The 21,643-nt window shown below is 43.1% G+C and carries 19 protein-coding genes; 7 read left to right on the plus strand and 12 right to left on the minus strand.

Annotation, left to right across the window (positions count from 1 at the left end; translation table 11 throughout):
* The 5 genes from AC0J2F_RS00750 to AC0J2F_RS00770 all read left to right on the plus strand — a co-directional run bounded on the left by AC0J2F_RS00750 (window position 1) and on the right by AC0J2F_RS00770 (window position 3,894).
* Window positions 1-489: a 3-hydroxyacyl-ACP dehydratase FabZ family protein gene (locus AC0J2F_RS00750; protein ID WP_473008140.1), complete on the plus strand. Its 489-nt coding sequence runs from the start codon at window positions 1-3 to the stop codon at window positions 487-489.
* Between the two features lie 6 nt (window positions 490-495).
* Window positions 496-1,701, plus strand: a complete 1,206-nt coding sequence (locus AC0J2F_RS00755) for a class I SAM-dependent rRNA methyltransferase (protein WP_473008141.1) — start codon at window positions 496-498, stop codon at window positions 1,699-1,701.
* A 48-nt stretch (window positions 1,702-1,749) separates the two neighbouring features.
* Complete coding sequence (locus AC0J2F_RS00760) at window positions 1,750-2,424, plus strand: DUF2461 domain-containing protein (RefSeq protein WP_473008142.1); 675 nt, start codon at window positions 1,750-1,752, stop codon at window positions 2,422-2,424.
* 83 nt (window positions 2,425-2,507) lie between these two features.
* Window positions 2,508-3,170 (plus strand): hypothetical protein, encoded by a 663-nt coding sequence (locus AC0J2F_RS00765; protein WP_473008143.1) that lies wholly within the window; start codon window positions 2,508-2,510, stop codon window positions 3,168-3,170.
* Window positions 3,163-3,894, plus strand: coding sequence for a DUF3307 domain-containing protein (locus tag AC0J2F_RS00770; RefSeq protein WP_473008144.1), 732 nt, complete (start codon window positions 3,163-3,165; stop codon window positions 3,892-3,894). The genes AC0J2F_RS00765 and AC0J2F_RS00770 overlap by 8 nt, the downstream gene beginning before the upstream one ends.
* Here AC0J2F_RS00770 and AC0J2F_RS00775 read toward each other — a convergent pair.
* The 3 genes from AC0J2F_RS00775 to AC0J2F_RS00785 form a co-directional block, all read right to left on the minus strand.
* The gene (locus AC0J2F_RS00775) at window positions 3,871-4,278 is read right to left on the minus strand and encodes a glyoxalase (RefSeq protein ID WP_473008145.1); all 408 of its coding nucleotides are present in this window, start codon (window positions 4,276-4,278) and stop codon (window positions 3,871-3,873) included. The genes AC0J2F_RS00770 and AC0J2F_RS00775 overlap by 24 nt on opposite strands.
* Before the next feature lie 128 nt (window positions 4,279-4,406).
* The gene (locus AC0J2F_RS00780) at window positions 4,407-7,484 is read right to left on the minus strand and encodes a WD40/YVTN/BNR-like repeat-containing protein (protein WP_473008146.1); all 3,078 of its coding nucleotides are present in this window, start codon (window positions 7,482-7,484) and stop codon (window positions 4,407-4,409) included.
* Window positions 7,485-7,604: 120 nt separating this feature from the next.
* Window positions 7,605-8,363 (minus strand): outer membrane lipoprotein-sorting protein, encoded by a 759-nt coding sequence (locus AC0J2F_RS00785; protein ID WP_473008147.1) that lies wholly within the window; start codon window positions 8,361-8,363, stop codon window positions 7,605-7,607.
* A gap of 129 nt (window positions 8,364-8,492) precedes the next feature.
* Here AC0J2F_RS00785 and AC0J2F_RS00790 point away from each other — a divergent pair, with 129 nt between their 5' ends.
* Complete coding sequence (locus AC0J2F_RS00790; protein ID WP_473008148.1) at window positions 8,493-8,894, plus strand: acyl-CoA thioesterase; 402 nt, start codon at window positions 8,493-8,495, stop codon at window positions 8,892-8,894.
* Here the strand turns inward: AC0J2F_RS00790 and AC0J2F_RS00795 are convergent.
* Both AC0J2F_RS00795 and AC0J2F_RS00800 read right to left on the minus strand, forming a co-directional pair.
* Window positions 8,891-10,144, minus strand: a complete 1,254-nt coding sequence (locus tag AC0J2F_RS00795; protein WP_473008149.1) for a mechanosensitive ion channel family protein — start codon at window positions 10,142-10,144, stop codon at window positions 8,891-8,893. The genes AC0J2F_RS00790 and AC0J2F_RS00795 overlap by 4 nt on opposite strands.
* Before the next feature lie 3 nt (window positions 10,145-10,147).
* Window positions 10,148-10,429, minus strand: coding sequence for a DUF3817 domain-containing protein (locus tag AC0J2F_RS00800; protein WP_374959667.1), 282 nt, complete (start codon window positions 10,427-10,429; stop codon window positions 10,148-10,150).
* A gap of 164 nt (window positions 10,430-10,593) precedes the next feature.
* On the opposite strand from AC0J2F_RS00800, the gene AC0J2F_RS00805 reads away from it, so the two are divergent.
* Window positions 10,594-13,425, plus strand: coding sequence for a M16 family metallopeptidase (locus AC0J2F_RS00805; RefSeq protein ID WP_473008150.1), 2,832 nt, complete (start codon window positions 10,594-10,596; stop codon window positions 13,423-13,425).
* A 9-nt stretch (window positions 13,426-13,434) separates the two neighbouring features.
* Here AC0J2F_RS00805 and AC0J2F_RS00810 read toward each other — a convergent pair whose 3' ends face one another.
* From AC0J2F_RS00810 to AC0J2F_RS00840, 7 genes are all read right to left on the minus strand, one after another.
* Entirely contained in the window at window positions 13,435-14,046 is a 612-nt protein-coding gene (locus AC0J2F_RS00810) for a M15 family metallopeptidase (RefSeq protein WP_473008151.1), read from the minus strand.
* 35 nt (window positions 14,047-14,081) lie between these two features.
* Entirely contained in the window at window positions 14,082-14,507 is a 426-nt protein-coding gene (locus AC0J2F_RS00815) for a hypothetical protein (RefSeq protein ID WP_473008152.1), read from the minus strand.
* An 872-nt stretch (window positions 14,508-15,379) separates the two neighbouring features.
* Window positions 15,380-16,648 (minus strand): dipeptidase, encoded by a 1,269-nt coding sequence (locus tag AC0J2F_RS00820; protein ID WP_473009350.1) that lies wholly within the window; start codon window positions 16,646-16,648, stop codon window positions 15,380-15,382.
* Between the two features lie 100 nt (window positions 16,649-16,748).
* On the minus strand, window positions 16,749-17,303 hold the full coding sequence (locus AC0J2F_RS00825) for an ExbD/TolR family protein (protein ID WP_473009351.1): 555 nt from the start codon (window positions 17,301-17,303) through the stop codon (window positions 16,749-16,751).
* A gap of 60 nt (window positions 17,304-17,363) precedes the next feature.
* A complete protein-coding gene (locus AC0J2F_RS00830; RefSeq protein ID WP_473008153.1) occupies window positions 17,364-18,707 on the minus strand; it encodes a GntP family permease in 1,344 nt (447 codons plus the stop codon).
* Entirely contained in the window at window positions 18,704-20,566 is a 1,863-nt protein-coding gene (gndA, locus tag AC0J2F_RS00835; RefSeq protein ID WP_473008154.1) for an NADP-dependent phosphogluconate dehydrogenase, read from the minus strand. The genes AC0J2F_RS00830 and gndA overlap by 4 nt, the downstream gene beginning before the upstream one ends.
* Window positions 20,567-20,574: 8 nt before the next feature.
* Window positions 20,575-21,585, minus strand: a complete 1,011-nt coding sequence (locus AC0J2F_RS00840) for an SMP-30/gluconolactonase/LRE family protein (protein WP_473008155.1) — start codon at window positions 21,583-21,585, stop codon at window positions 20,575-20,577.
* Window positions 21,586-21,643: the final 58 nt, after the last annotated feature.

A 21,643-nucleotide genomic window follows, 5' to 3' on the forward strand; every position in this document is an offset into this window, starting at 1 on the left:
ATGGCCATGACGCCACAAGAAATACAAGATTGTTTACCCTACAGCGCTCCTTTCTTGTTTGTAGATAAGTTACTAGAAGTCACTGACAACGGGGCAAAAGGTGAATATACCTTTCCAGAGGACTCCTATTTTTACAAAGGACACTTTCCGGAATACCCGATAACACCAGGGGTTATACTAACAGAATGTATGGCGCAGATTGGAGTAGTTTCCTTTGGTATTTATCTGTACAACTTGGAGCGCCCAGGAGCGCGCATTAGCATGGTAGATCCAGAACCCATAGATGTGAGTATCGCCCTTGCAGATACCTATATCGACTTTAAAACTCCAGTATTTCCAGGGGATAAGGTAAGTGTACAGTCAACTTTAGTGTACTACAGATTCAACAAGTTGAAGTGTGAGGTGATCATGCATAAAGAAGATGGTAAAGTAGCTTGCAAGGGGACTATCAGCGGCGTGATCTTTCCGTACGCTAAAATGAAATCCTAACTGCTTTTGGAGGCTCAGGAATTCAAATCGAAACGCATCGCGGTAAAACTGAGCAAAGCCGGACAGCGCAGCTTAAAACAAGGACATCCCTGGCTTTTTAAAGAATCTATTGTCAAGGCCAGCCCAGAACCTAGGACTGGAGACCTCGCGGTCATCTTTGACAATCATACCGATAAGCTTATTGGCTTAGGCTATTTTGACCTTGAATCTCCTATCAATATAAAGGTCTTACAGCACCAAGGTCCGGCAACTATTGATGCTTCTTTTTTTAAGGATAGAATTCAGCTGGCATATACGAATAGAGCAACATTAAGACAAAAAGAGACTAACGGTTATCGTTTGGCATTTGGAGAGAATGATGGGCTGCCAGGCCTTATCATTGACCTGTATGCGGCGGTGGCTGTTGTTAAACTCTATAGCGGTATCTGGGTCCAGCATTTAGATTGGATGTCTGAATTCCTTGCCGAGCTGACGGGAGCTAAGGCAGTGGTGCTTCGATTGAGTCGCAATATGCATCGGTATATTGAAACATTCGAAGACGGAACCGTGTTGTGGGGCGAGCTTGCAGATCCTAATGTTGTCTTTAAAGAACACGGCTTGAATTTTCACGCCAATGTTATAAAAGGTCATAAAACAGGTTATTTTTTAGATCACAGACACAACAGGAAGCAAGTGGGCGACCTCGCTCACGGGAAAACTGTTTTAGATGTTTTCGCTTACGCGGGAGGTTTTTCTGTGCACGCATTGGTGGGCGGAGCCAAAGAAGTAAGCAGCGTAGATCTCAGTGCGCAAGCCTTGGAATTGGCCAAGGAGAATGCGCAGGCTAATCCGCATAGTGGAATTCATCAATGTTTACAAGGTGATGCTTTTGAAATTCTCACAGACTTACAAGAGGCAGGTAAACGCTATGATCTGGTGGTTATAGATCCGCCTGCATTTGCCAAGAAACAAGATGAAATTCCTCGAGCTAAGAAAGCATATGCGCGCTTGGTAGCTCTTGGAGCGAGTTTGGTTGCACCCAAAGGAATGTTGGTAATGGCTTCGTGTTCTTCGCGTATTGGATCCCAAGCCTTCTTTGATCTGGTTGCAGATCAACTCGCTAAAGCAGGGGTGTCCTATACGCTGTGGAAGCAAACCACCCACGACCTCGACCATCCGATCGGATTTCCTGAAGGCGCTTATCTCAAATGTGGTTACTACAAATTTAAGTAAGCCACAGCCCGGGATTTCCGTATCTTTAGAAAGCTTAAAAAAAGCCTTATGAACCAGATTCCAAAGAGCTGTTTTGAGTTTCTCAAGGCGCTCAAGCACAACAACAATAAAGAATGGATGGACGCCAACAGGGCCGAGTACAAACGCAACGAGGCTGCGTTAAAGGCTTTTTATCAAGATCTTACCGATGGGCTTAACACCAAGGACGTTATAGAACGAACCAAGGTTTTTAGGATCAATAGAGACATTCGTTTTAGTAAGGACAAGACACCTTATAATGTGCATCGTTCTGTGAGTTTTAGTAGAGAAGGCGCTCACAGACGCGGCGGGTATTATCTGCGGATAGAACCCGGAGCGTCTGCTATGGCAGGAGGTTTTTGGGGTCCAGAACCGGCAGATCTATTGCGTATTCGCAAGGAATTTGAGTTCGACGCGGAGCCGATTCGAACTATCTTGTCAGATCCGAATTTTAAAAAGGCCTTTGGAGGCTTCAACACCGAATATCAGGTCAAAACTGCTCCCAAGGGATTTAACAAGGATCATCCCAATATCGATCTGATCAAGAATAAGGCTTTCTTTGTCGTGCATCCCTTTACCGATAAGGAGGTTTTAGCCCCTGATTTTGGTGAAAAAGTATTGTATCATTTTGAGTTGCTTCGACCATTTTTCGACTATATGAGTGAGGTCTTGACCACAGACCTCAACGGGGAATCTTTATTATAAGTCATATAGCTTATAAAAATAAATAATAAGTCAAAAGGCTTATATATAAAAATTATAAGTATTTTAGCTTATAAATTAATATTATGATCGCTGTAATTACTGCCGATTTAATCGACTCTACCAAATACAAGAAGAAGCAGCTAGAATTCATCTTAGAAGAACTACAGGAAGAATTTGCAAAGCTTACTGAAGAGTTCCCTGGAGCCGTTCGTTTTGATATGTTTCGAGGAGATAGCTTTCAAGTGGTGCTGCAAGAACCTAGTTTGGCACTGCGCATTGCCTTGCGATTAAAAGCTACAGTTACCAAGGCTCAAATTGACCCTATGATCTCTAAGGCTGTGATCCCGATGGGCGATGTGCGACTAGCCATAGGTGTAGGGGAGGGTGAATTTCCGCAGCAAGAGGTACATACCGCTAACGGAATGGCCTATCAATATTCTGGAAGACTTTTGGATGGTATGAAATCCTTAGGAAGAAAAACCCAGTTTCAGTGTGCCGATGCGGATATCAACGCCGAGTTCGACACTACTTTTGCCTTCTTGGACAATGTCACAGATCGCTGGTCGGTAGCATCTTCTGAGGTAGTGTACTACCTATTAAAAGGCTATAAGGAACAAGAGATCGCAGACCAACTAGATCGCAGTCAGGCGGCTATAAATCTTAGAAAGAAGGCAGCTAGCTGGCAGGAGATCCAAGGTTTGCTGCGGCGTTTTGAAAGTCTTATAAAAACACATTGCCATGAATGATTCCTTATTGATCGCTTTACAGTTGTTGTTGGCTCATGTTCTAACAGACTTTGTCTTTCAAACCAAAGCTTGGGTAAGCCATAAACAGCAATTAAAGGCCAAGTCTTGGTTCTTGTATTTTCACGCTATTCTCGCAGGACTGTTGACCTACTTGCTCTTACAACAATGGACGAGTTTTTTGGTGCCCATTGGCATTGCGGTAACTCATTTCTTTATCGATCTCTGGAAACTACGGGCAAAAGAAGACAACCTCAAGGTGTTTCTTATAGATCAGTTCCTTCACGTGCTGGTACTGGTATTGGCCTGGTGGTATTTGAATGCTGAGCACGTCGAGGTATTTGAGGTACTAAAGGAATTCTTTACTAGCCCGAACTTTTTGGCAATTACAACGGGTTATTTACTAGTGATCTTCCCCGTGGGATTCATTATAGGAAAGGCAACCAAGAAGTGGCAGGAAGAAATCGCAGAAGAAGAGGCCTTGAGCAGTTTAGAGAGTGCAGGTAGAGTGATCGGGATCTTTGAGCGTATTTTGATCTTTACCCTAATTCTCACAGATAACTTTGGAGCTATCGGTTTTTTGATAGGCGCTAAATCTATCTTACGCTTTGGTGATTCTAAGATTGGAAACGCTCGTAAACAGACCGAATACGTACTAATTGGTACGTTGATGAGTTTTGCATTGAGTATTTTAATAGGAAGCCTAGTACGCGTACTGATATTCTAAGACCTGCAGCTGACTTTTAAGGCGTTCCTTTACAAGGTTCATCATGCGCTTGTTCAAAGCGCTAGAATGTAAGGTATATAGTCTGTATTCCTCCACAGTGAATTGCCCGATGATCATCCCTTTTAAAGAATTTCTGAACTTCATGTCTTTGTGGATGGCATTTTCTATATAATCCAAGCGTTTCTCTACAGACAGCTCATAGAAAACATTCTTATGCTTGCGGATATAGTTTCTGAACATATCTAGCAAGAGCTCGTTCTGAAGTTTGGCAATAGGGCGGAGGGTGCTGTTTTGAAAATACTCTTCTGCACTCATAGAATCTAGGATTCTGGCAGAAGGGATCTGAGGTCTGATGTCCAATAAATGGCGGTCTCTATCATCCATGGCAGTAAGGTTTATTAAAATTACAATAAGAAGCCTCGAGCTAAGCGGAATTTACCTACAGTTATGAACAGTTCTATCAACAAAAAAGGGCTCCCGAAGGAACCCTTAAATATTTGTTTATAAGACAATTAGTTCTCGAGGAACTCGTCTTTGGTCTTCAGGCTTACCATAGGAAGGTCATTTTTGCTCAAGAAGCTGTTGAACTTCTTCCCCTCTTTGTCCATAATGACCTCTAAACGCCCAAGCGCCTCTTGGTACTCCGTGCTGATCAGATCAAAACTCGCCATATCGGAAGCACTTACTCCATCAAAGTTCGTAGCTACATTACTGTAGAGTTCGGTCATTTTTTCGCGAAGCTCAGGCTCGGCAGAAGCCACATAGTTATCACCTGTGGTTACAACCATATCCTTCATCAAGGCTGTTAAGGCATCGTGTAAGTTCTGTGCTACCTTTTTTGACTTCGGATTGGACTCCATCACACTTTCTGCATAATCCATGGTCTCGTTCATGGTATAGACCACGTAGGCCATATCTTCTACCATATCGTAAAGCGTTTTGGTCATTTTTTCCTGCTGCTTGCGTTCCTCAAGAGTAGTTAAAGAATTCGGATCGTATTTTAACTCGATCTCTGTTTCGTAGACATCGCTCTTTTTGGTCATTACCACCTTGTACTTTCCGGCAGGCACTCTAGGGGAGGTAAATCCTCCAAAACTCAAGGTCTTGGCCTCTGCAACTTTTGGCTGTGCCGAAGTGTAGTTCCAATACACCACATTGATACCCTTAGATTTTCCAGGACCTAAAGTTGAGATCACATTACCTTCCATATCTTGGATCTCCATGGTCATCTTACCAAAAGTATGGCGCTTTTTAAGGTAGTATACAATACGTGCAGAAGTAGGGGAGTTCTGCCCCACAAATTGGGTTTCTCCTCCAAAGCTACCGCTAAAACCACTTTCTTCTACCATTATGGTCGGTTCTGAAGCAAAGAAGTGAACGTCCTTGCTCAATACCTCTTGGCTCAACTCACGCAAAGGAGAAATATCGTCAATGATGATCACCCCGCGACCGTGTGTACCCATTACCAAATCATTGGTCTGCTTTTGCAGATCGATAAAGTGAACCGCAACCGGAGGCATATTGTTGGTGAACTGCGACCAGTTATTTCCGCCGTCGATACTCACATAAAGTCCAAATTCAGTACCCAAGAAAAGCAAGTCTTCGCTTTCGTAATCTTCTTGGATGTTGCGGACAAAACCAACTACATCATCAGAAATGATGTTCTTCCAAGTTTTACCGTAATCTGTGGTCTTTAGTGCATAAGGCTTCATGTCACCTGAGGTGTGTCCTTCAAAAACTGCATAAGCAGTGCCTTCTCCATGCACACTAGCTTCTATGTGATACACCCAAGTATTGGCAGGAATCCCTACCAAATTTGCGGTTACGTTTTCCCAGTTCTTTCCGCCATCACGAGTAACTTGTACGTTTCCATCGTCTGTTCCTACCCATAGTACGTTCTCGTTCAATGGAGATTCTGCAATGGTAAAGATAGTCGTGTGATTCTCCGCTCCGGAGTTATCAATAGAAAGTCCACCAGATTGTGACTGATCTTGCTTAGCAGGATCATTGGTCGTAAGGTCCGGAGAAATGATCTCCCAAGTATCGCCCATATCTTCCGATTTGTGAACGAACTGGCTACCCATATAGAAACGATCTGGTTGATGTGCGCTTACCGCCATAGGAGCGTTCCAATTGAAACGTAGCTCCGGATCTCCTTTTTTAGGACGCGGCTGAATGGTACGCGTACGATTCTTGTCAACATCGTAACGCCAAACATTCTCGGCACCTTGCATTTCTGAATAAATGATGTTTTTGGTCGGGTGCTTCAGCACGCGGAAACCGTCGCCAGCACCAACGCTGTTCCAGTCGCGAGCGTTTACACCACCTGGAGAAGAGTTAGGTCCCCACCAAGATCCATTGTCTTGTAAGCCACCATAAACATTGTATGGTTCGGCATCGTCAACACTGATCTGATAGAATTGAGAAAGCGGCAAATTCTCTACGATCTCAAAAGTAGTTCCGCCATTCCAAGAGCGGTAAACACCACCATCGGTTCCGGCATACATTATATCGCTATCGTTGATATGGAAAACCACATCGTGGATATCGCTGTGCATATTTCCTAGTGATTTAAAGGTCTTTCCTCCGTCACGACTAATAGAACCACTCAAACCACCTTTAACCACTACATCAGGGTTTCTAGGGTCTATGGTAATTCTAGAAAAGTAGAACGGACGCACAGTGAGTCCAAAGTCGTTATTTAGATGCTCCCAGCTCGCGCCTGCATCTGTAGACTTCCAAAGTCCATTTTTAGCTTTGTCTTCGGTCTCCAGAACTGCATATAAGATACTGTTGTCGCTAGGAGCAACTGCTACAGCGATCCTTCCTAGATCGCCAGCAGGGAATCCGTTGTGTATCTTGTTCCAGGTCTTACCTGCATCGGTTGATTTGTAAAGGGCAGAATTAGCGCCTCCTGAGCTAAATCCCCATCCGGAGCGTCTAAACTCCCACATGGAAGCATAGAGCACATTCGGATTTTCCGGATCCATTATGACATCTGCAGCACCGGTGGTTTGGTCTACATAGAGGATCTTATCCCAGGTCTTCCCGCCATCTGTAGTTTTGTAAACACCGCGTTCGTCGCTGTCACTCCACAGGGCTCCCAGCACTCCAACATATACTATATCTGTGTTTTCTGGGTTGATCACAATAGAGGCAATGCGTTCAGATTTCTCGAAACCGATCTTATCCCAGTTCGCTCCTCCATCGGTAGACTTGTATAGTCCATCGCCGATAGAAACAGAATTACGGGTCCAGATCTCTCCGGTTCCTACCCAGATCACTTGGTCCGGATTTTTAGGATCCACGGCAACACTGCCAATAGATTGTGCATGCTCGTCAAAAATAGGAGAGAAGGTGGCTGCTCCATCACTAGATCGCCATACACCACCACCAGCGGTTCCGGCATATACGATGCGCGGATCTGTGGGGTGTGTTTCCATATCGATGATACGTCCACTCATTAGAGCAGGCCCAATATGACGGGCACGCATATCACCAAAGAGTTCTTTGCCTTTTAAAGCAATGTCTTGCGCATGAACTGCCGGGAGGCATAACAGCGCAGTCAGTGCAAAGAGAATTCTTTTCATCTGATTAAATTTTGTATTGGTTAGCAAAAAAAAAGCTGTTTAAACGCAAGTGCTATAAGTTTTTGTGAAGCACACGGCAGGAAGAACTCCCGCCTACGTTTAAACAGCCCTGAAGTGTATTTAGTCCTTATCGTCTTCGCCTTCTACAGTCTCTGGGAATGCGAACATGGCCTCTTCTAGATCTGGATTAAGAACAATATCTTTTACCATGATAGACTGACCGCCCATCCCCATATCAAATGGGAAGTAAAGTCCGTCTACCTCTTGGTAGTCACTCATAGTAGAAACCGCCATTTGTCCTGCAGCTGGTCCTGAAGGAATCTCGGTCTCTGACATGATAGGAACAAAGTTTTCCTTTTCAAAATAGTAGAAACTCACGTTAGGAACTTCTTTCCCGTCTACCATACGAGGCGCTTGAGTCAATTTGATCTTGTAGGTGTCTGTGCCTTCTTTAACCTCTTCGCCCAAAAGCTCTACAGTAAAGCCTTTTTCTTTGTAGTTCAAGAAAGGAGATGGAAAGTCTTTGGTCTGTAACTTCATGTTTGCAGTAGCTTCAGCATCGGCCTTTTCTGGCTGCTGAGTCATAAAGTTAGTAGCCCACATGGTTTCTCCATCATAAGCTTGTTGTACTATCTCTTGCCCTTGGAAGTTGATCTTGATCAACATTTTTCCATCTTTGGTTTGAATTACCGTAACCGGGATCTCCATACCTTGAGCGTTGGCCATAGCAGTCATTTGCATGGCTTCTAGTTTGTTCCAGGCTTCGATTCCGCCGGTATTCTCAAAATAGTTGTTGAGAATTTCGTCGACAGTTTGTGCCTGAGTTGGAACGGCAAATGCCATTACCAAAAGAATGCTTAGTGTTTTTAAGATTTTCATCGGATAATTTTTATTTTTTTTGATCACAAGTGTTAGACCTCATCAGGCCGAAAATGTTACATGTAAGATACGGATTTTACAATTTTTAACAGCATCAAAGCAGTATCTTTGTGGTAAACCCTTAAGCTTATGCGATTTCACACCAGAAAGTGGATCAAGCCTGAAGATCTAAACCCCAACGGAACCTTATTTGGAGGCCGTCTTTTAGAATGGATAGACGAAGAAGCGGCGCTCTATACCATCATTCAATTGGAAAACCCTAAAGTGGTTACCAAATACATATCAGAGATCAATTTTGTGAGCTCGGCTCAGCCGGGAGATATCGTGGAAATAGGGATAGATGTTGTCCATTTTGGTACTACTTCCATAAGTCTTCAGTGCGAGGTGCGTAATAAAATGACCCGAGAAGTGATCATAACTATAGAAAGAATAGTTATGGTTAGCATGGGACCCGATGGCAAACCAAAACCCCACGGAAAGACAAAAGTGGAATACGTAACCGACAGGCTAAACGACGAGCTAGATGACTAGTCCTCGCCTTTGAGATCTGCACCGGATGGGTATTCGTAGATCTCCAGGTCAAAATACTTCACTGCAGCGATTAGATGGTCGAAAATATCGGCTTGGATATGTTCGTAATTCACCCAGTTCTTGTCATAGCTAAAACAGTAGATCTCCACAGGAATACCTTTAGGAGTAGGCTGCAAATGACGCACCATTAAAAACAATTCCTTATTGATAGCATTGTTCTTATGCAAATAAGCGTCTATATATTTTCTAAAAACCCCCAAATTGGTCTGTTGACGTCCGTTTATGATCAGGGAACTGTCGTACCCATGTTGTGCATTGTACTCTAAATGGGTCTTTTGTCGCTGCTCTATATAAGAAGTTATGAGTTGGATCTTTTTGAGTTCTTGCAGATCGGTATCGGTCAAATAACGTACCGAATTCTGTTTTATCAGTAAGGAACGTTTAATTCTTCGCCCTGCGGATTCCTGCATCCCTCGCCAGTTCTGAAAAGAGTCCGAGATCAAGGAGTAAGTTGGAATGGTGGTATAGGTGTTGTCAAAGTTTTGCACTCGTACCGTAGCCAGATTGATCTCTGTCACATATCCATCAGCGCCATAACGGTTAAAGGTGATCCAGTCACCAATACGGACAATATCGTTTACTGTGATCTGAATACTGGCAATAAAACCAAGAATGGTGTCTTTAAAGATAAGCAACAATAAGGCCGATACGGCCCCTAAACTGGTCAAGGATACAAAACTCTCTCCAGATACACGGTATGCTATTACTAGCATGGCAATTATCCAGATAATGATCATCATCACCTGAACATAACTGTCCAATGGCTTATCGTTAAATAAAGGCTTGGTCTTTAAGTATTCTCTTAAACTTCTCAAGACACTTCTGCAGATAAGCGCTGCGAGAATGACCGAGTAGACGTCTACTGCAGTAAGGCTGATTCCTCTCGTTACTGGCAAGTCTTCAAAGAGGTGCCCTAAGGTATATCGGACAATAAGTACAGGGATGACATGCGCGACAAAGCGCGGGAAATTACTCTCGGATAGAAAATCGTCAAAGCTTGTCTTGGTCTTGTCGCTAAACAGTCTAAAGACGGTTACAATACTCTTCCGCAGTATAAAATCCACCAGAAATAAAACTAGCAATAGCACTATCAAGACTATCGCTGCATTGAGATAGACTGCCCAATCTGAGCCTACTCCTTGCTCTAAAAATAGATCTCTAAACCAATGTAGCCAGAGTGTTTCTTGCATGTTTTACAGATATTTGCGTTCTGCATAGAACGGCCCAAAGGGCAATATGGCACAGACCATAACGATAAGCAGCGTACGCGTGGACCAGTTTAGCTTTTCTCCCACATAGTAGGCCAAGAGGAGATAGAGTACAAACAATACTCCGTGAGCCATTCCTATAACGGAAACCGCCTCTGGTTTACCCCATATGTATTTTAAAGGCATGGCGATACCCAGAAGCAATAAAAAAGAGATGGCTTCTAATGTACTAACCAACCGAAAGATTCGTATTAATGATAAGGACATCCTTATTTTTTTTGCAAAGATACTGGGCTGCTTATATATCGCCCATTATTTAGCATAATTTTTAAATTCAATTTGATCAAAAGGCCTTATCTTGAAATCATCTATTCTTAAGCAATTCGATTTGAGAATCAGCAATATCCAAACCTTAAAAATTTAAACTATCAATGAGATACCGAATTCTTATGAGCCTATTGACCCTTGCTCTAATTACACAATCCTGTAAAGAATCTTCTAAGACTGAGACAGCGACCGAGTTCAGTCTGGAGTACGAAAAGTTCGTTTTAGACAATGGTCTAGAAGTTATTCTTCATGTAGACAAGAGTGATCCCATAGTGGCGGTTGCAACTATGATGCACGTTGGATCTAATCGCGAAAAGCCAGGACGCACTGGCTTTGCCCACTTCTTTGAACATATGTCTTTTAACGATTCTGAGAATGTTCCGGTAGGAGCGAACAGGAAGATGATCCCAGAATGGGGTGGAAGCCGAAACGGAGGTACCTGGAGCGATGGTACGGTCTATTATGAAGTAGTGCCCAAAGATGCCTTTGAGAAGATCCTTTGGATCGATTCCGACAGATTCGGTTATATGATAAACACGGTTACAGAAGCTGCGTTAGAGCGCGAAAAGCAGGTGGTTAAGAATGAAAAACGCCAACGAGTTGACAACGCTCCGTATGGCTATACCGATGAGATCATTAGAAAGAACTTGTATCCAGAAGGACATCCGTACAGCTGGACAGTTATTGGTTCTTTACCTGATCTGCAGGCGGCTACCTTGGCCGATGTAAAAGAGTTTTACAACGAATTCTACGGAGCAGCCAATGCTTCTTTGGTGATCGCTGGAGACATAGAGATCGAAGAGACCAAACAGTTGATAGAGAAGTGGTTTGGGGAAATTCCTAGAGGGCCAGAGGTTAAACCTATGGAGCCTATGCCGGTAACATTGACCGAAACCAAATCTTTGTATTTCAAGGATAACTTCGCAAAACTTCCAGAGCTGCGTATGGTATTCCCAACGGTAGAAGACTATAACGAAGAAATGTATGCCTTAGATGTTTTAGGATCATTGTTGAGCGGCAGTAAGAAATCGCCACTGTATAAAGCGGTGGTAGAAGAGGGCAAACTCGCTCCGAATGTAGGCAGTTATCAGAACAGCCAGGAATTGGCTGGGGAGTTTGTGATTCGAGTTCGCGCCAATGAAGGTGTTGCCTTAGATGATGTGAAAGCTGCGATCGATGCAGGTTTGCAAGATTTTGAAACCAACGGATTTACCGATAACGAATTGCAAAGGATTAAAGCGGAACTAGAAACCCAGTTATACAATGGAGTTTCAACTGTTTTGAATAAGGCCTTCCAGTTGGTTCAAGACAATGAGTTTGGTCAAGATCCTGCCTACATTAGCAAGCGCACTAAATTCTATCAGGAAGTAGATCGTGAGGCTGTAATGGCGGCCTATGAGAAATACATCAAAGGGAAGAACTATGTGATGACCAGCGTAGTTCCTAAAGAAAACCCTGAGCTTGCCATTAGCGGAGCAAAAGAGGCGGAAGTGTGGATAGAGGAGGTCACAGCCATGAAAGACAACGAGCAAGTGGGCCAAGGCGAAGAGGCTCAATACGAGAAGACACCTTCAAAGTACGACCGATCTGAACCGCCATTTGGAGAAGCGCCTTTGTTTAAGATGCCAGAAGTATGGGAAGGAGAATTGGCCAACGGCATGAAAACCTATGGCATTGAGAATAGCGAATTGCCACTGATAAACTTCACCATCACTATTGCTGGTGGACATCGTTTAGATCCGATGGATAAAGCGGGCTTGGCATCTCTTACCGCAGATCTTATGAGCGAAGGAACAGCTTTAAAAACTCCTGCAGAACTGGAAGAGGCCATTGGACTTTTAGGCTCAAGTATTGGGATATATTCAGGTTTAGAAGAAACCGTGATAAGCGGAAATTGCTTGGCCCGTAATTTTGAGCAAACCATGGCATTAGTAGAAGAAATGGTATTGCAGCCGCGTTGGGATGAGAAAGAGTTCGAGCGTTTAATGCAAGAGCTTAAAACCGGCCTTAAAGGACGTGAAGCGAATCCTACGGCCATAGCGGCGATAAACTTCAATAAATTGATCTACGGCCCAGATCACATCTACAGCGTACCTACCAATGGAACCTTAGAGACCGCGGAAAATATAACATTAGACGATGTTAAAGCCTTTTATGAGGCCAATATTAAACCTGGGAATGCATCTTTTCATCTAGTAGGAGATCTGTCTCAAGCGGAAGTTGAGGCCGCTTTAAGTGGTCTAAGCGAACGTTGGACAGGGGAAGCCACAACCCAGGCCAATTGGACTGTTAATCCTGCTGGAGATGCCGGTACCTTGTACTTTATAGACGTGCCGAATTCCAAGCAGTCTGTCTTAAATATAGGCAAAATGGCCTTGTCTGCCGGTGAAGCCGACTCACCTAAACTAGGTTTTGCCAATGAGATTTTAGGCGGAGGATCTAGCGGTCGCTTGTTTCAAGTGCTTAGAATTGGAAAAGGCTATACCTATGGTGCCTACTCCAGAGTTCCAGCAAGGGCAGATATAGCTCCATTTACCATAAGTACCAGTGTGCGAGCAAATGCAACCTTGCCATCTTTAGAGATCATTCAAAAGATGGTACAAGATTATGGCCCAGGATTTACCGAAGCTGATGTAGCACTCACCAAGAACAAAGTGGTGAAACAGAATACCAGAGCCTTTGAATCTTTTGGAGCTAAGCTCGGGATCTTACAGAGTATCTCGAAATACGGACTCTCCAAAGATTTTGTAGATAAAGAACAGCAATTGCTTATGAACATGAGTTTGGAAGACTTTAAAGCCGTTATTGGCGATTATATCCAAGAATCAGAGATGATCTATGTGGTGGTCGGCGATAAGGCCACACAGTTTGAAGAGGTCAAAAAGCTCGGTTTAGATGTAGTAGAACTGGATATCTTTGGGAATCCAGTGAACTAAGATATAGTCTTAATCAGTACAAGGCAGCGGCTGTTCGGAGATCGGATAGCCGCTGTTTTTGGTATAGCTAAAATGCCACCATTCTGTACGAATGCCTTTAAACCCAAATTTGGCTAAGCCTTCAGTTAAGAGTTTTCTATTTGCCAAAACTTCTTCACTATGGCCGTAATAATCGACATGGGCTTCACGACCAAAATAATCGTAGTCGGTTCCAAAGTCCACTGGATTTCCATTTAAATCAACCAGGGTAAGATCAACCGCTGCACCACGATTGTGAACAGATCCACCATTGTAAGGATCCGCTACATAGGCCGGATTAGGTACTTTTTCCCATAATATCTTTTGTACAGGATAAGGTCTATAACAGTCAAAGAGTTGAATGCAATACCCCATTTCCATAAAATAGGCATTTGCCTGTTCTAAGGCATTGGCAGCATCAGGACGTAATAAGCATACGGCACATTCGTATACTACCTCTCCGACAAAGTTGTTGGTCGTGGCGTATCGTATATCGTAATAAAAATGAGGCGACAGACTGTCGAGTCTTATGAACTCGGCTTGCTGGGCAGAGGCTTGCAGCACGAATAATCTAGCAATTAAAGCAAGAAAGGGCTTGTTCATAGCCGGAAGATATTAAATATCTAGGGCTTAGCCAATCAATTGTTCAAGCTTGGATTCGTGTCAATGCGGCTGCGAATCCATGCTATGGCATGATCTAAAGAACTGAAGCGTTTGGTCGTAGTTGGGATAAACACCTTTTCAAAAAGTATATTTGTAAGTCCTACAGGCGTGTACGAGACTAGGCCCACGGCTTTTACGCGGTTGTCCTCTTTAAAGAAGCGAATCCAATCACGGGGTTTTACCGCATAATGATTTACCCTATTGGAGATATACCCAATTTCTACATTTTTTCCATATAAATGTTCGGCAAAGGTAATTACTGGCCGAGCTTTTTCTAAAGTAAAGGTAACGCCTTCATTTACCTCTGCTATAACTAATCTGTCTATGAAATAGAAGTTGCCATAGGGGAGTTCAAGGGTTTCAAATGCCTCTTGTGCGTGAATAGAGTCTGTGAATTGCATCCGGGGGAATTATTAGGTTGTTAATTCTATTGCTGTAAAACTAACTGATTCATATACATCCCCTTAAAAGAAACGCTAAATGCAATCTTAGTGTCGGCCAGTGGTAGATATCTTTCTATGCATGGATAAAATTTATTCTCCACCAACACCTTTATTTGTAGTGCGAAAACTACATACAAACTATTAAGCGCAGAGTACCTCTTCCTTCTGGAACTGTATAATTGGCAACCTTTCAGATAACCAATGCAACCCTTCCGCTAAACTTTGATGGCGCTTTACATGGGTTTTTATGAAGAGTTTCTCTAAAATAATGTTGGCAATATCGAGTTCAGAATACGCAACTATAGCCATGGCTTTGATATTTTTACGTTCGCCAAAGAACTTAAGCCAGTCCTGTGGTGCTAATGCATAACTATGAATGCGATTGGATAGGTATGCGATCTCAGCATCTTATCCAAAATAGGCTAGTGCCTCACCAATAACTGGTTTGGCTTGTTCATACTTAAATGATACGCCTTCGGCTATTTCTGAGATAATAAGATTGTTGCAAAAATAAAAGTCTCAGTATGGAAATGAGATCTTTTTCTCAATCAGATGCTTGAATGGGGAGAGTTCAAGTTTCATAAAATATTGATGGTAGATATTATGGTTTCGCAATCAACAATTGTAGGATTATAAATCAAAATATAATCGCTGTATTACATTATTAATCACCAAAACGCATATATATGTAAGTAAATTTACTTTAATATGTGAGGTTATTGTTGTTAATTATACCTTAAACCTAGAGAAATAAGCCTTAACTAATCAGAATTGTCGATAGTTCACAAATAACTGTCGATGAATGGATTATATTTTAGGATTATTGGTGATTATTGTGCTTCTTTTGCTTGTATGCGAGCCGCAACAGCCTGTACTTCATCTAAAACGCGAAGTAGATTCCCGCCCCACAGCTTTTCTATCTGCTCTTCAGTATACCCTCTTTTGACAAGTTCCAGGGTTACATTAAAGGTCTCTGAGGCGTCATCCCAGCCGGCAATTCCTCCGCCGCCATCAAAGTCACTGCTTATACCCACATGATCGATCCCGATCTTTGCCACCAAATAATCTATATGATCCACAAAGTCACCAACGTCTACCGCCGGTGGAAGGTCAGTCATCTTGGCCAACTTCTGTTTTTGGATAGGCATCATTTGCATATAGAAGTTAAAGTATTCACGACGCTCGGCCATTGGTAAAGCCATTACTTCTTTACGCTCCAGCCATTTTACCCCCATAGAATCGGCTATTTGCTTGGCCACAACGATCTCTGCTTCTTGACGGGTTTCGTATTTTTCTGTGTTCAAATAAGATTTAAAGGCTACTGTTTGCACCACGCCACCGTTCTCTTTAAGCCACATTAGCTGCTCATCGTCTAGGTTTCTTGAATGATTGCAAAGTGCCCGTGCGGAAGAGTGGGAGGCAATGATTGGCGCTTTGGTTAGCGCTATCATATCTTTCATTGACTTTTTAGACGGATGCGAGACATCTATCATCATGCCCCATTTGTTCATTTCTGCAATTACTTCTTTTCCTAGGTCCGAAACACCATCATGAAGCCAAACGCCGTCTTCCTCTCCGGTATTGGAGTCACATAACTGGCTGTGTCCATTGTGAGAAAGCGACATATATCTTCCGCCTAAATCGTAGAACTTCTTGACGTTGCTAATATCTTCTCCAACAGGATAACCGTTCTCTATTCCTATCATGGCTACTTTCTTGCCACTGGCGCTGATACGTCGCACATCGTCACTAGTATAGGCGAGTTCTATCTCATCCGGAGCAATAGAATCGCACAGTCTATGAATGGCATTGAACTTAGACATGGCATTATCATAGGCTCTTGCATATCCGTCTGTATTAAGGGAATCTTGTCCTGTATAAACTATAAACCAGGCTACATCAAGGCCTCCAGCCTTCATCTTGGGCAAGGTGACCTGGGTTTGCAGATCTTGGGTGTAATTGATAGAATCTGTAAAATTGGTCACATTGATATCGCAATGGGTATCCAAGGTTATCACACGCTCGTGTATATCCTTGGCTTGGGCCAATAATGCATCATCGCTCATAGTTTCGTTGGTTTGTTTGCAGGAAACAGCCAAGACTAGGCCGAGTCCGAAGAGTAGAAAATTTTTCACTTGTGGTTGGTTTATAAAAAAAGGCCGGAAATCTCCGACCTTCTAAAAATACAAATATTCTTTATTACAAAATCGATTCCATGATCTGAAAGGGGTAAGCATCTTTGACCTGTTTCAATTCCTGCGGAGTCAATTCATTTAGCGGCTTGTCGAATTGTAGGGCTGCATAACGTACACGCAATTCAAAATAGGCCGCTGTTATTTCATCTTGTACAGCTATATAACTATCATAGCTAGCATTGCGCATAGTCTCTATACTAATCATGGCCTTTTTTGGGTGATCTGAAGCCAATGGTAAGCCCACACCTAAACAGTAATCACAGCTTTTAGACGCATTGTTGTCTATAAAGTCCACCAAAATGTATTTGAGGTTTGAAATATCTTCAACCATATCATTTACAAGTAGTTGATTGTTTTCACCTAAAGCTATGTTTAGTAGATTATTCCGTGCTATGGATACATTACAGGGTGCTCCATCTGCGCAGGGTTTAGGGAGATCTCTTGCAATTCCTTCTTCTACACTAATGGTGGTGCATACCAAAAAGAAAATGAGCAATAAAAAGGCAATGTCGGCTACGCTACCGGCGTTTACATCCGGTCTGATTCTTGAATTTCGTATGAGAAAGCTTGTTTTGAGTTAACAAGTCTTTAACACACAAAGGTTGTGCCACAATAGATCTTAAATCAATAAGGATAAGAGACTTACCAAACTAAAACCTACTAAAGCCAAAATAACGGTCATTGTGGTAAAACTCTTAAAGGTTTGCTGCTCGGTCATACCCAGATACTTACTCACCAGCCAAAATCCGCTGTCATTTACATGCGATAATATGGTTGAACCTGCGGCTATTGCAATAACCAAGAGCGCTTTGTCCATTTCTCCATCAACCTGAGACAGTATGGGTGCTGTAACTCCTGCTGCTGTGATCATAGCTACTGTGGCAGACCCTTGTAAAATCCGTACTAGAGCAGCTACTATAAAGGCAAATAGGAGTAGAGGAAGCCCTTGTTCTGCAAAATAGTTGGCAAGCATTTCTCCGGCTCCTGTGTTGATCAGCATTTCTTTAAAAACCCCACCAGCACCTGTTAATAATATTATTATTCCTGCAGGTTCCATGGATTTTGTGGTGATCTTCTGCAGTGTTGCTGAAGCCATACCTCGCTTTAGCCCTAAGAAATACCAAGCGATCAAATTCGCCAGGATCAAGGCAAAGAAAGGATGTCCCACCATTTGCATCCAATTGCGAACCCCATCAGGTAAACCCCAGGAAGCTCCAAGTGGACTATTGACCAAGGTATTCAGTACAATAAGCACTATCGGAATTCCAATTATGGTAACGATCATCCCTACGGACGGTAGTTTGACCTCATCGGCAGGAGGAAGGTCTGCCTCCGGAGCATCCAAATGGATCTTTTTGGCAATGTACTTTCCAAAGATAGGTCCACAGACTATAGCTGTTGGTACGCCAACGATGAATCCAAACAAGATAACCCAGCCCAGATCGGCCTTTAAAATATCGGCTACGGCTACGGGTCCAGGAGTAGGAGGTATAAAGGTGTGTGTTATGGCAAGTCCTGCCAACAAAGGGATTCCGTATAGCAAGAGCGACTTCTTGGTGGTTCGCTGTAAGGAATAGATCAAGGGTACTAAAATGATAAAGGCCACATCAAAGAAAACAGGTATGGCTACCAAGAATCCTGTAGCCGTTAAGGCCCAAGAGATGCGCTTTTCTCCTGCCTTCCCAATGAGATATCGGGCTAAGGCTCCGGCGCCCCCTGAATGTTCAAGTATGGCTCCAAACATGGCTCCTAAACCAACTACCAAAGCCACAAACCCTAAGGTATTTCCCATACCGTCTTTCATAGTAGTAATTATATCTAAGGGAGGCATTCCCGCTAAGATACCAACGAGTATACTCGCTATCAACAAGGCGATGAAGGCTTGTATTTTAAAGCGCAGGATAAGTGCTAGAAGCACTGCTATACCTGCAAACACGGCTAAAAGTAAGTTGTAATCTATCATGGTTTGGTCCAGTCTGTGTGAAAGTTTTGTTCGCGGTCCTTGTCTTTGCGTTTATAAGTGTGCGCTCCAAAGAAATCTCTTTGGGCTTGTATGATATTGGCAGTAGTCTCAGGATCGTTAATGGCTAGCCCAAATTGTAAGGCAGCACTAAATACGGGCAAAGCTAAATCACTAGAAATACCAGTAGTTACTGCTACTTTTAGGGCTTCGATATATTGTTGGTACTGCGAAAAACACCAAGTTTCCAGCTGACTTGGATCTTCTTTTAACAGCAGATGTAATTGTTCTATCAAATGAGATTTTATGATGCAGCCGTTAGTCCAGATTCGGGTGACCTCGGCTAAATCCACCTGCCAATCATTAGCTTCACTGACCGTTTTGATAAGCCGTAATCCCTGCAAATGATTTAATATGCGCGCTGCTTGATATCCGTCAATGAGTTGTTTGAAATTCAAAACTATACTTGCCTTTCGATTCAAAGGCTTTGCCAATTCTCTAAACCATTGTGCAGTAGAGTGATAGCGCACATTCAAGGCAGTACTTATAATACTTGCATCTTGTCCGTAATCCAAGGCCGTATGTGCCGTCCAAGCTCCGGTTCCCTTATGTGCAGCTTCATCTAAGATCAGATCCACCAAATAGGTAGCTCCTTCTTTCTTGTCTAGTATAGCGGGCATTATACTCATTAAATAACTTGCCGTTTGCCCAGAATTCCACTGTTCGAATAGTGCGGCAAATTCGGCCCGGGGCAGATCGGTCAAACCGATCAAGGCATAGAGTTCTGCCAATAACTGCATCTCTGCATATTCAATTCCGTTGTGTACGGTCTTGACCAAATGTCCGCAGCCACCTCGGCCCAAATAACCCACACAGGCTTTGCCCTCGGGGTCTTTGGCAGCTATCTTCTCGAGAATGGGCTGTAGTGCTTCATAGGCAACATCGGAGCCACCTGGCATCATAGCGGGGCCAATTCGAGCGCCTTCTTCACCACCAGACACTCCCATGCCGAGGTATTCGATTCCTTGCTCTTGAAGTTTCTTTATGCGGTTTTCTGTATCACTAAAATGCGAGTTTCCACCATCCACTATACAATCTCCTGGGCTCAGAAAAGGCAATAAGTCCTCAATAACAGCATCTATGGCCTTCCCAGCAGGAATCATTAATAGGATCTTTCTGGGCAGTGTTAGTTTATCGGTAAACTCCTTCCAATCGGTGTAGCCATATAATTTCGGATTGGTATACTTGTTCAACATTTTGGCAATGACCAGTTCTTCTCCCGGAGCAATTCGGTTGTAAACTGCAGTGCGAATGTTGGAGTCTATTGCGTTTAAAGCAAGTGATTGCCCCATAACTCCCATGCCCACTATGCCACAATTTGCAGGGCCCTTGGTCTCGTATCTGGCACGGATCATATTAACGAGGAATTCAATTTCACTGTCGATATCGAGAGTTAAACCCTGTTCTAGAGGTTCTAGGGCATCAAACTGTGATTGGAGGAGAGCAGCCGGCATAAAATGCGAACGCAGCTGCATTCGAGCTTGAATGAGTTCAAAATCTCCTTGTAAATGTGTCCAATGGATCTTGATGTCCTTTTCTAAAAGCTCTCGATAAGCAGCCTTTAAAGCAGAACAAGCCAAAACGACTCCAGTATCTTTGTGTTTTCGCAGTTCTAGATTTAGCTGTTCTAGCCAAGGCTGACGATCGGTGTCATTTAGTGCTTTACCAGCCTGCATTTTAGCTATATTTTGCTGCGGATGGAAATCGTCAGCATCTAAAAATGGAAATCCTAATTGCTCAGCCAGGGCCTTACCTACAGTAGTTTTACCACTACCGCTTACGCCCATAATTAAGTAGATCAAACTCAATTTTAAGGAGTATTAGATGTGAATCTAGATTGGCCAAAAACGTCAGCTTTCTGACCTTTTACACCAGGGCTATAGCGAAAAACAGAACCAGCTAAAGGATACTGCTCTAATTCTTTTTCGGTCATATCCACTCGGGCAGTGGTGATGTACATTATATCCAGATCAGGTCCTCCAAAAGCAACCGCAGTCACATTGTGAGCCGGAATAGCTACTTTTTGAAGTGTTTCTCCTGTCTTGGAATCGTACTGTATTACAGCATTGCCATTCCATAAACCTACCCAAAGATTGTTGTTCTCATCTATGGCCATTCCGTCTGGAAAACCATCCGCAGGATCTACTTCTACAACAACACGCTCATTGCTAATACTAGCCGTGTTCTTGTCGTAGTCAAAGGCGCGTATCACTCCCGTAGGCGTGTCAATATAGTACATGGTCGTGGCGCGTCTATCCCAAACGATACCATTGGAAATAGTTATGCTATCTAACATTTTGGTGGTGGTGCCATCTGGGGCTATTTTATACAAATTACCTGTGGCGGCCTCTTCTGCCAGATTCATACTGCCTACCCATAGGTTACCATTGGGGTCGCATTTGCCATCGTTGAATCTGTTCTCTAACTGCGTAGCTTCTATATCAGAGACTAATTGCAGATCTCCACTTTTTAAATTGACCTTATAGATACCATTCTCTAAGGCCACGACAGCTTGGCGCGAGGTAAATGGAACAACAGTTCCTACCAGGCCTGGCAATTCAATACTGCGATTCTCTTTGTTGCTCGGATTGTAAATATGTAATAGTTTTCCCAGAATATCTACCCAATAAAGTTCTTGGGTCTTGGCATTCCACACCGGACCTTCTCCCAGAGAAGCTTGGTATTCGAGTTCCAGTTCCACTTTTGGTTCAGGGTCTTTAGTTTCTTGTAGTGATTGATCTTCTGAGTTTGATTTGCAACTGCTAGCAAGAATCAGCAATAAACCAAGAACAAAGGGTAGGCGTAGCCAAGGTCGAATCATTGAGGTAGTCGTTAGTTGGTTGCACTAAGGTATTCATTATTTTTAGGCTATAAAAAAA

This window comes from Gilvibacter sp. CC01, assembly GCF_055755295.1.

Bases quoted from the DNA above. Each gene is read 5' to 3' on its own strand.
- AC0J2F_RS00750 (WP_473008140.1), top strand. From the start codon at position 1: ATGGCCATGACGCCACAAGAAATACAAGATTGTTTACCCTACAGCGCT.
- AC0J2F_RS00780 (WP_473008146.1), bottom strand. From the start codon at position 7,484: ATGAAAAGAATTCTCTTTGCACTGACTGCGCTGTTATGCCTCCCGGCA.
- AC0J2F_RS00770 (WP_473008144.1), top strand. From the start codon at position 3,163: ATGAATGATTCCTTATTGATCGCTTTACAGTTGTTGTTGGCTCATGTT.
- AC0J2F_RS00800 (WP_374959667.1), bottom strand. From the start codon at position 10,429: ATGTCCTTATCATTAATACGAATCTTTCGGTTGGTTAGTACATTAGAA.
- AC0J2F_RS00815 (WP_473008152.1), bottom strand. From the start codon at position 14,507: ATGCAATTCACAGACTCTATTCACGCACAAGAGGCATTTGAAACCCTT.
- AC0J2F_RS00795 (WP_473008149.1), bottom strand. From the start codon at position 10,144: ATGCAAGAAACACTCTGGCTACATTGGTTTAGAGATCTATTTTTAGAG.
- AC0J2F_RS00760 (WP_473008142.1), top strand. From the start codon at position 1,750: ATGAACCAGATTCCAAAGAGCTGTTTTGAGTTTCTCAAGGCGCTCAAG.
- AC0J2F_RS00785 (WP_473008147.1), bottom strand. From the start codon at position 8,363: ATGAAAATCTTAAAAACACTAAGCATTCTTTTGGTAATGGCATTTGCC.
- AC0J2F_RS00790 (WP_473008148.1), top strand. From the start codon at position 8,493: ATGCGATTTCACACCAGAAAGTGGATCAAGCCTGAAGATCTAAACCCC.
- AC0J2F_RS00775 (WP_473008145.1), bottom strand. From the start codon at position 4,278: ATGGATGATAGAGACCGCCATTTATTGGACATCAGACCTCAGATCCCT.
- AC0J2F_RS00805 (WP_473008150.1), top strand. From the start codon at position 10,594: ATGAGATACCGAATTCTTATGAGCCTATTGACCCTTGCTCTAATTACA.
- AC0J2F_RS00810 (WP_473008151.1), bottom strand. From the start codon at position 14,046: ATGAACAAGCCCTTTCTTGCTTTAATTGCTAGATTATTCGTGCTGCAA.
- AC0J2F_RS00840 (WP_473008155.1), bottom strand. From the start codon at position 21,585: ATGATTCGACCTTGGCTACGCCTACCCTTTGTTCTTGGTTTATTGCTG.
- AC0J2F_RS00765 (WP_473008143.1), top strand. From the start codon at position 2,508: ATGATCGCTGTAATTACTGCCGATTTAATCGACTCTACCAAATACAAG.
- AC0J2F_RS00830 (WP_473008153.1), bottom strand. From the start codon at position 18,707: ATGATAGATTACAACTTACTTTTAGCCGTGTTTGCAGGTATAGCAGTG.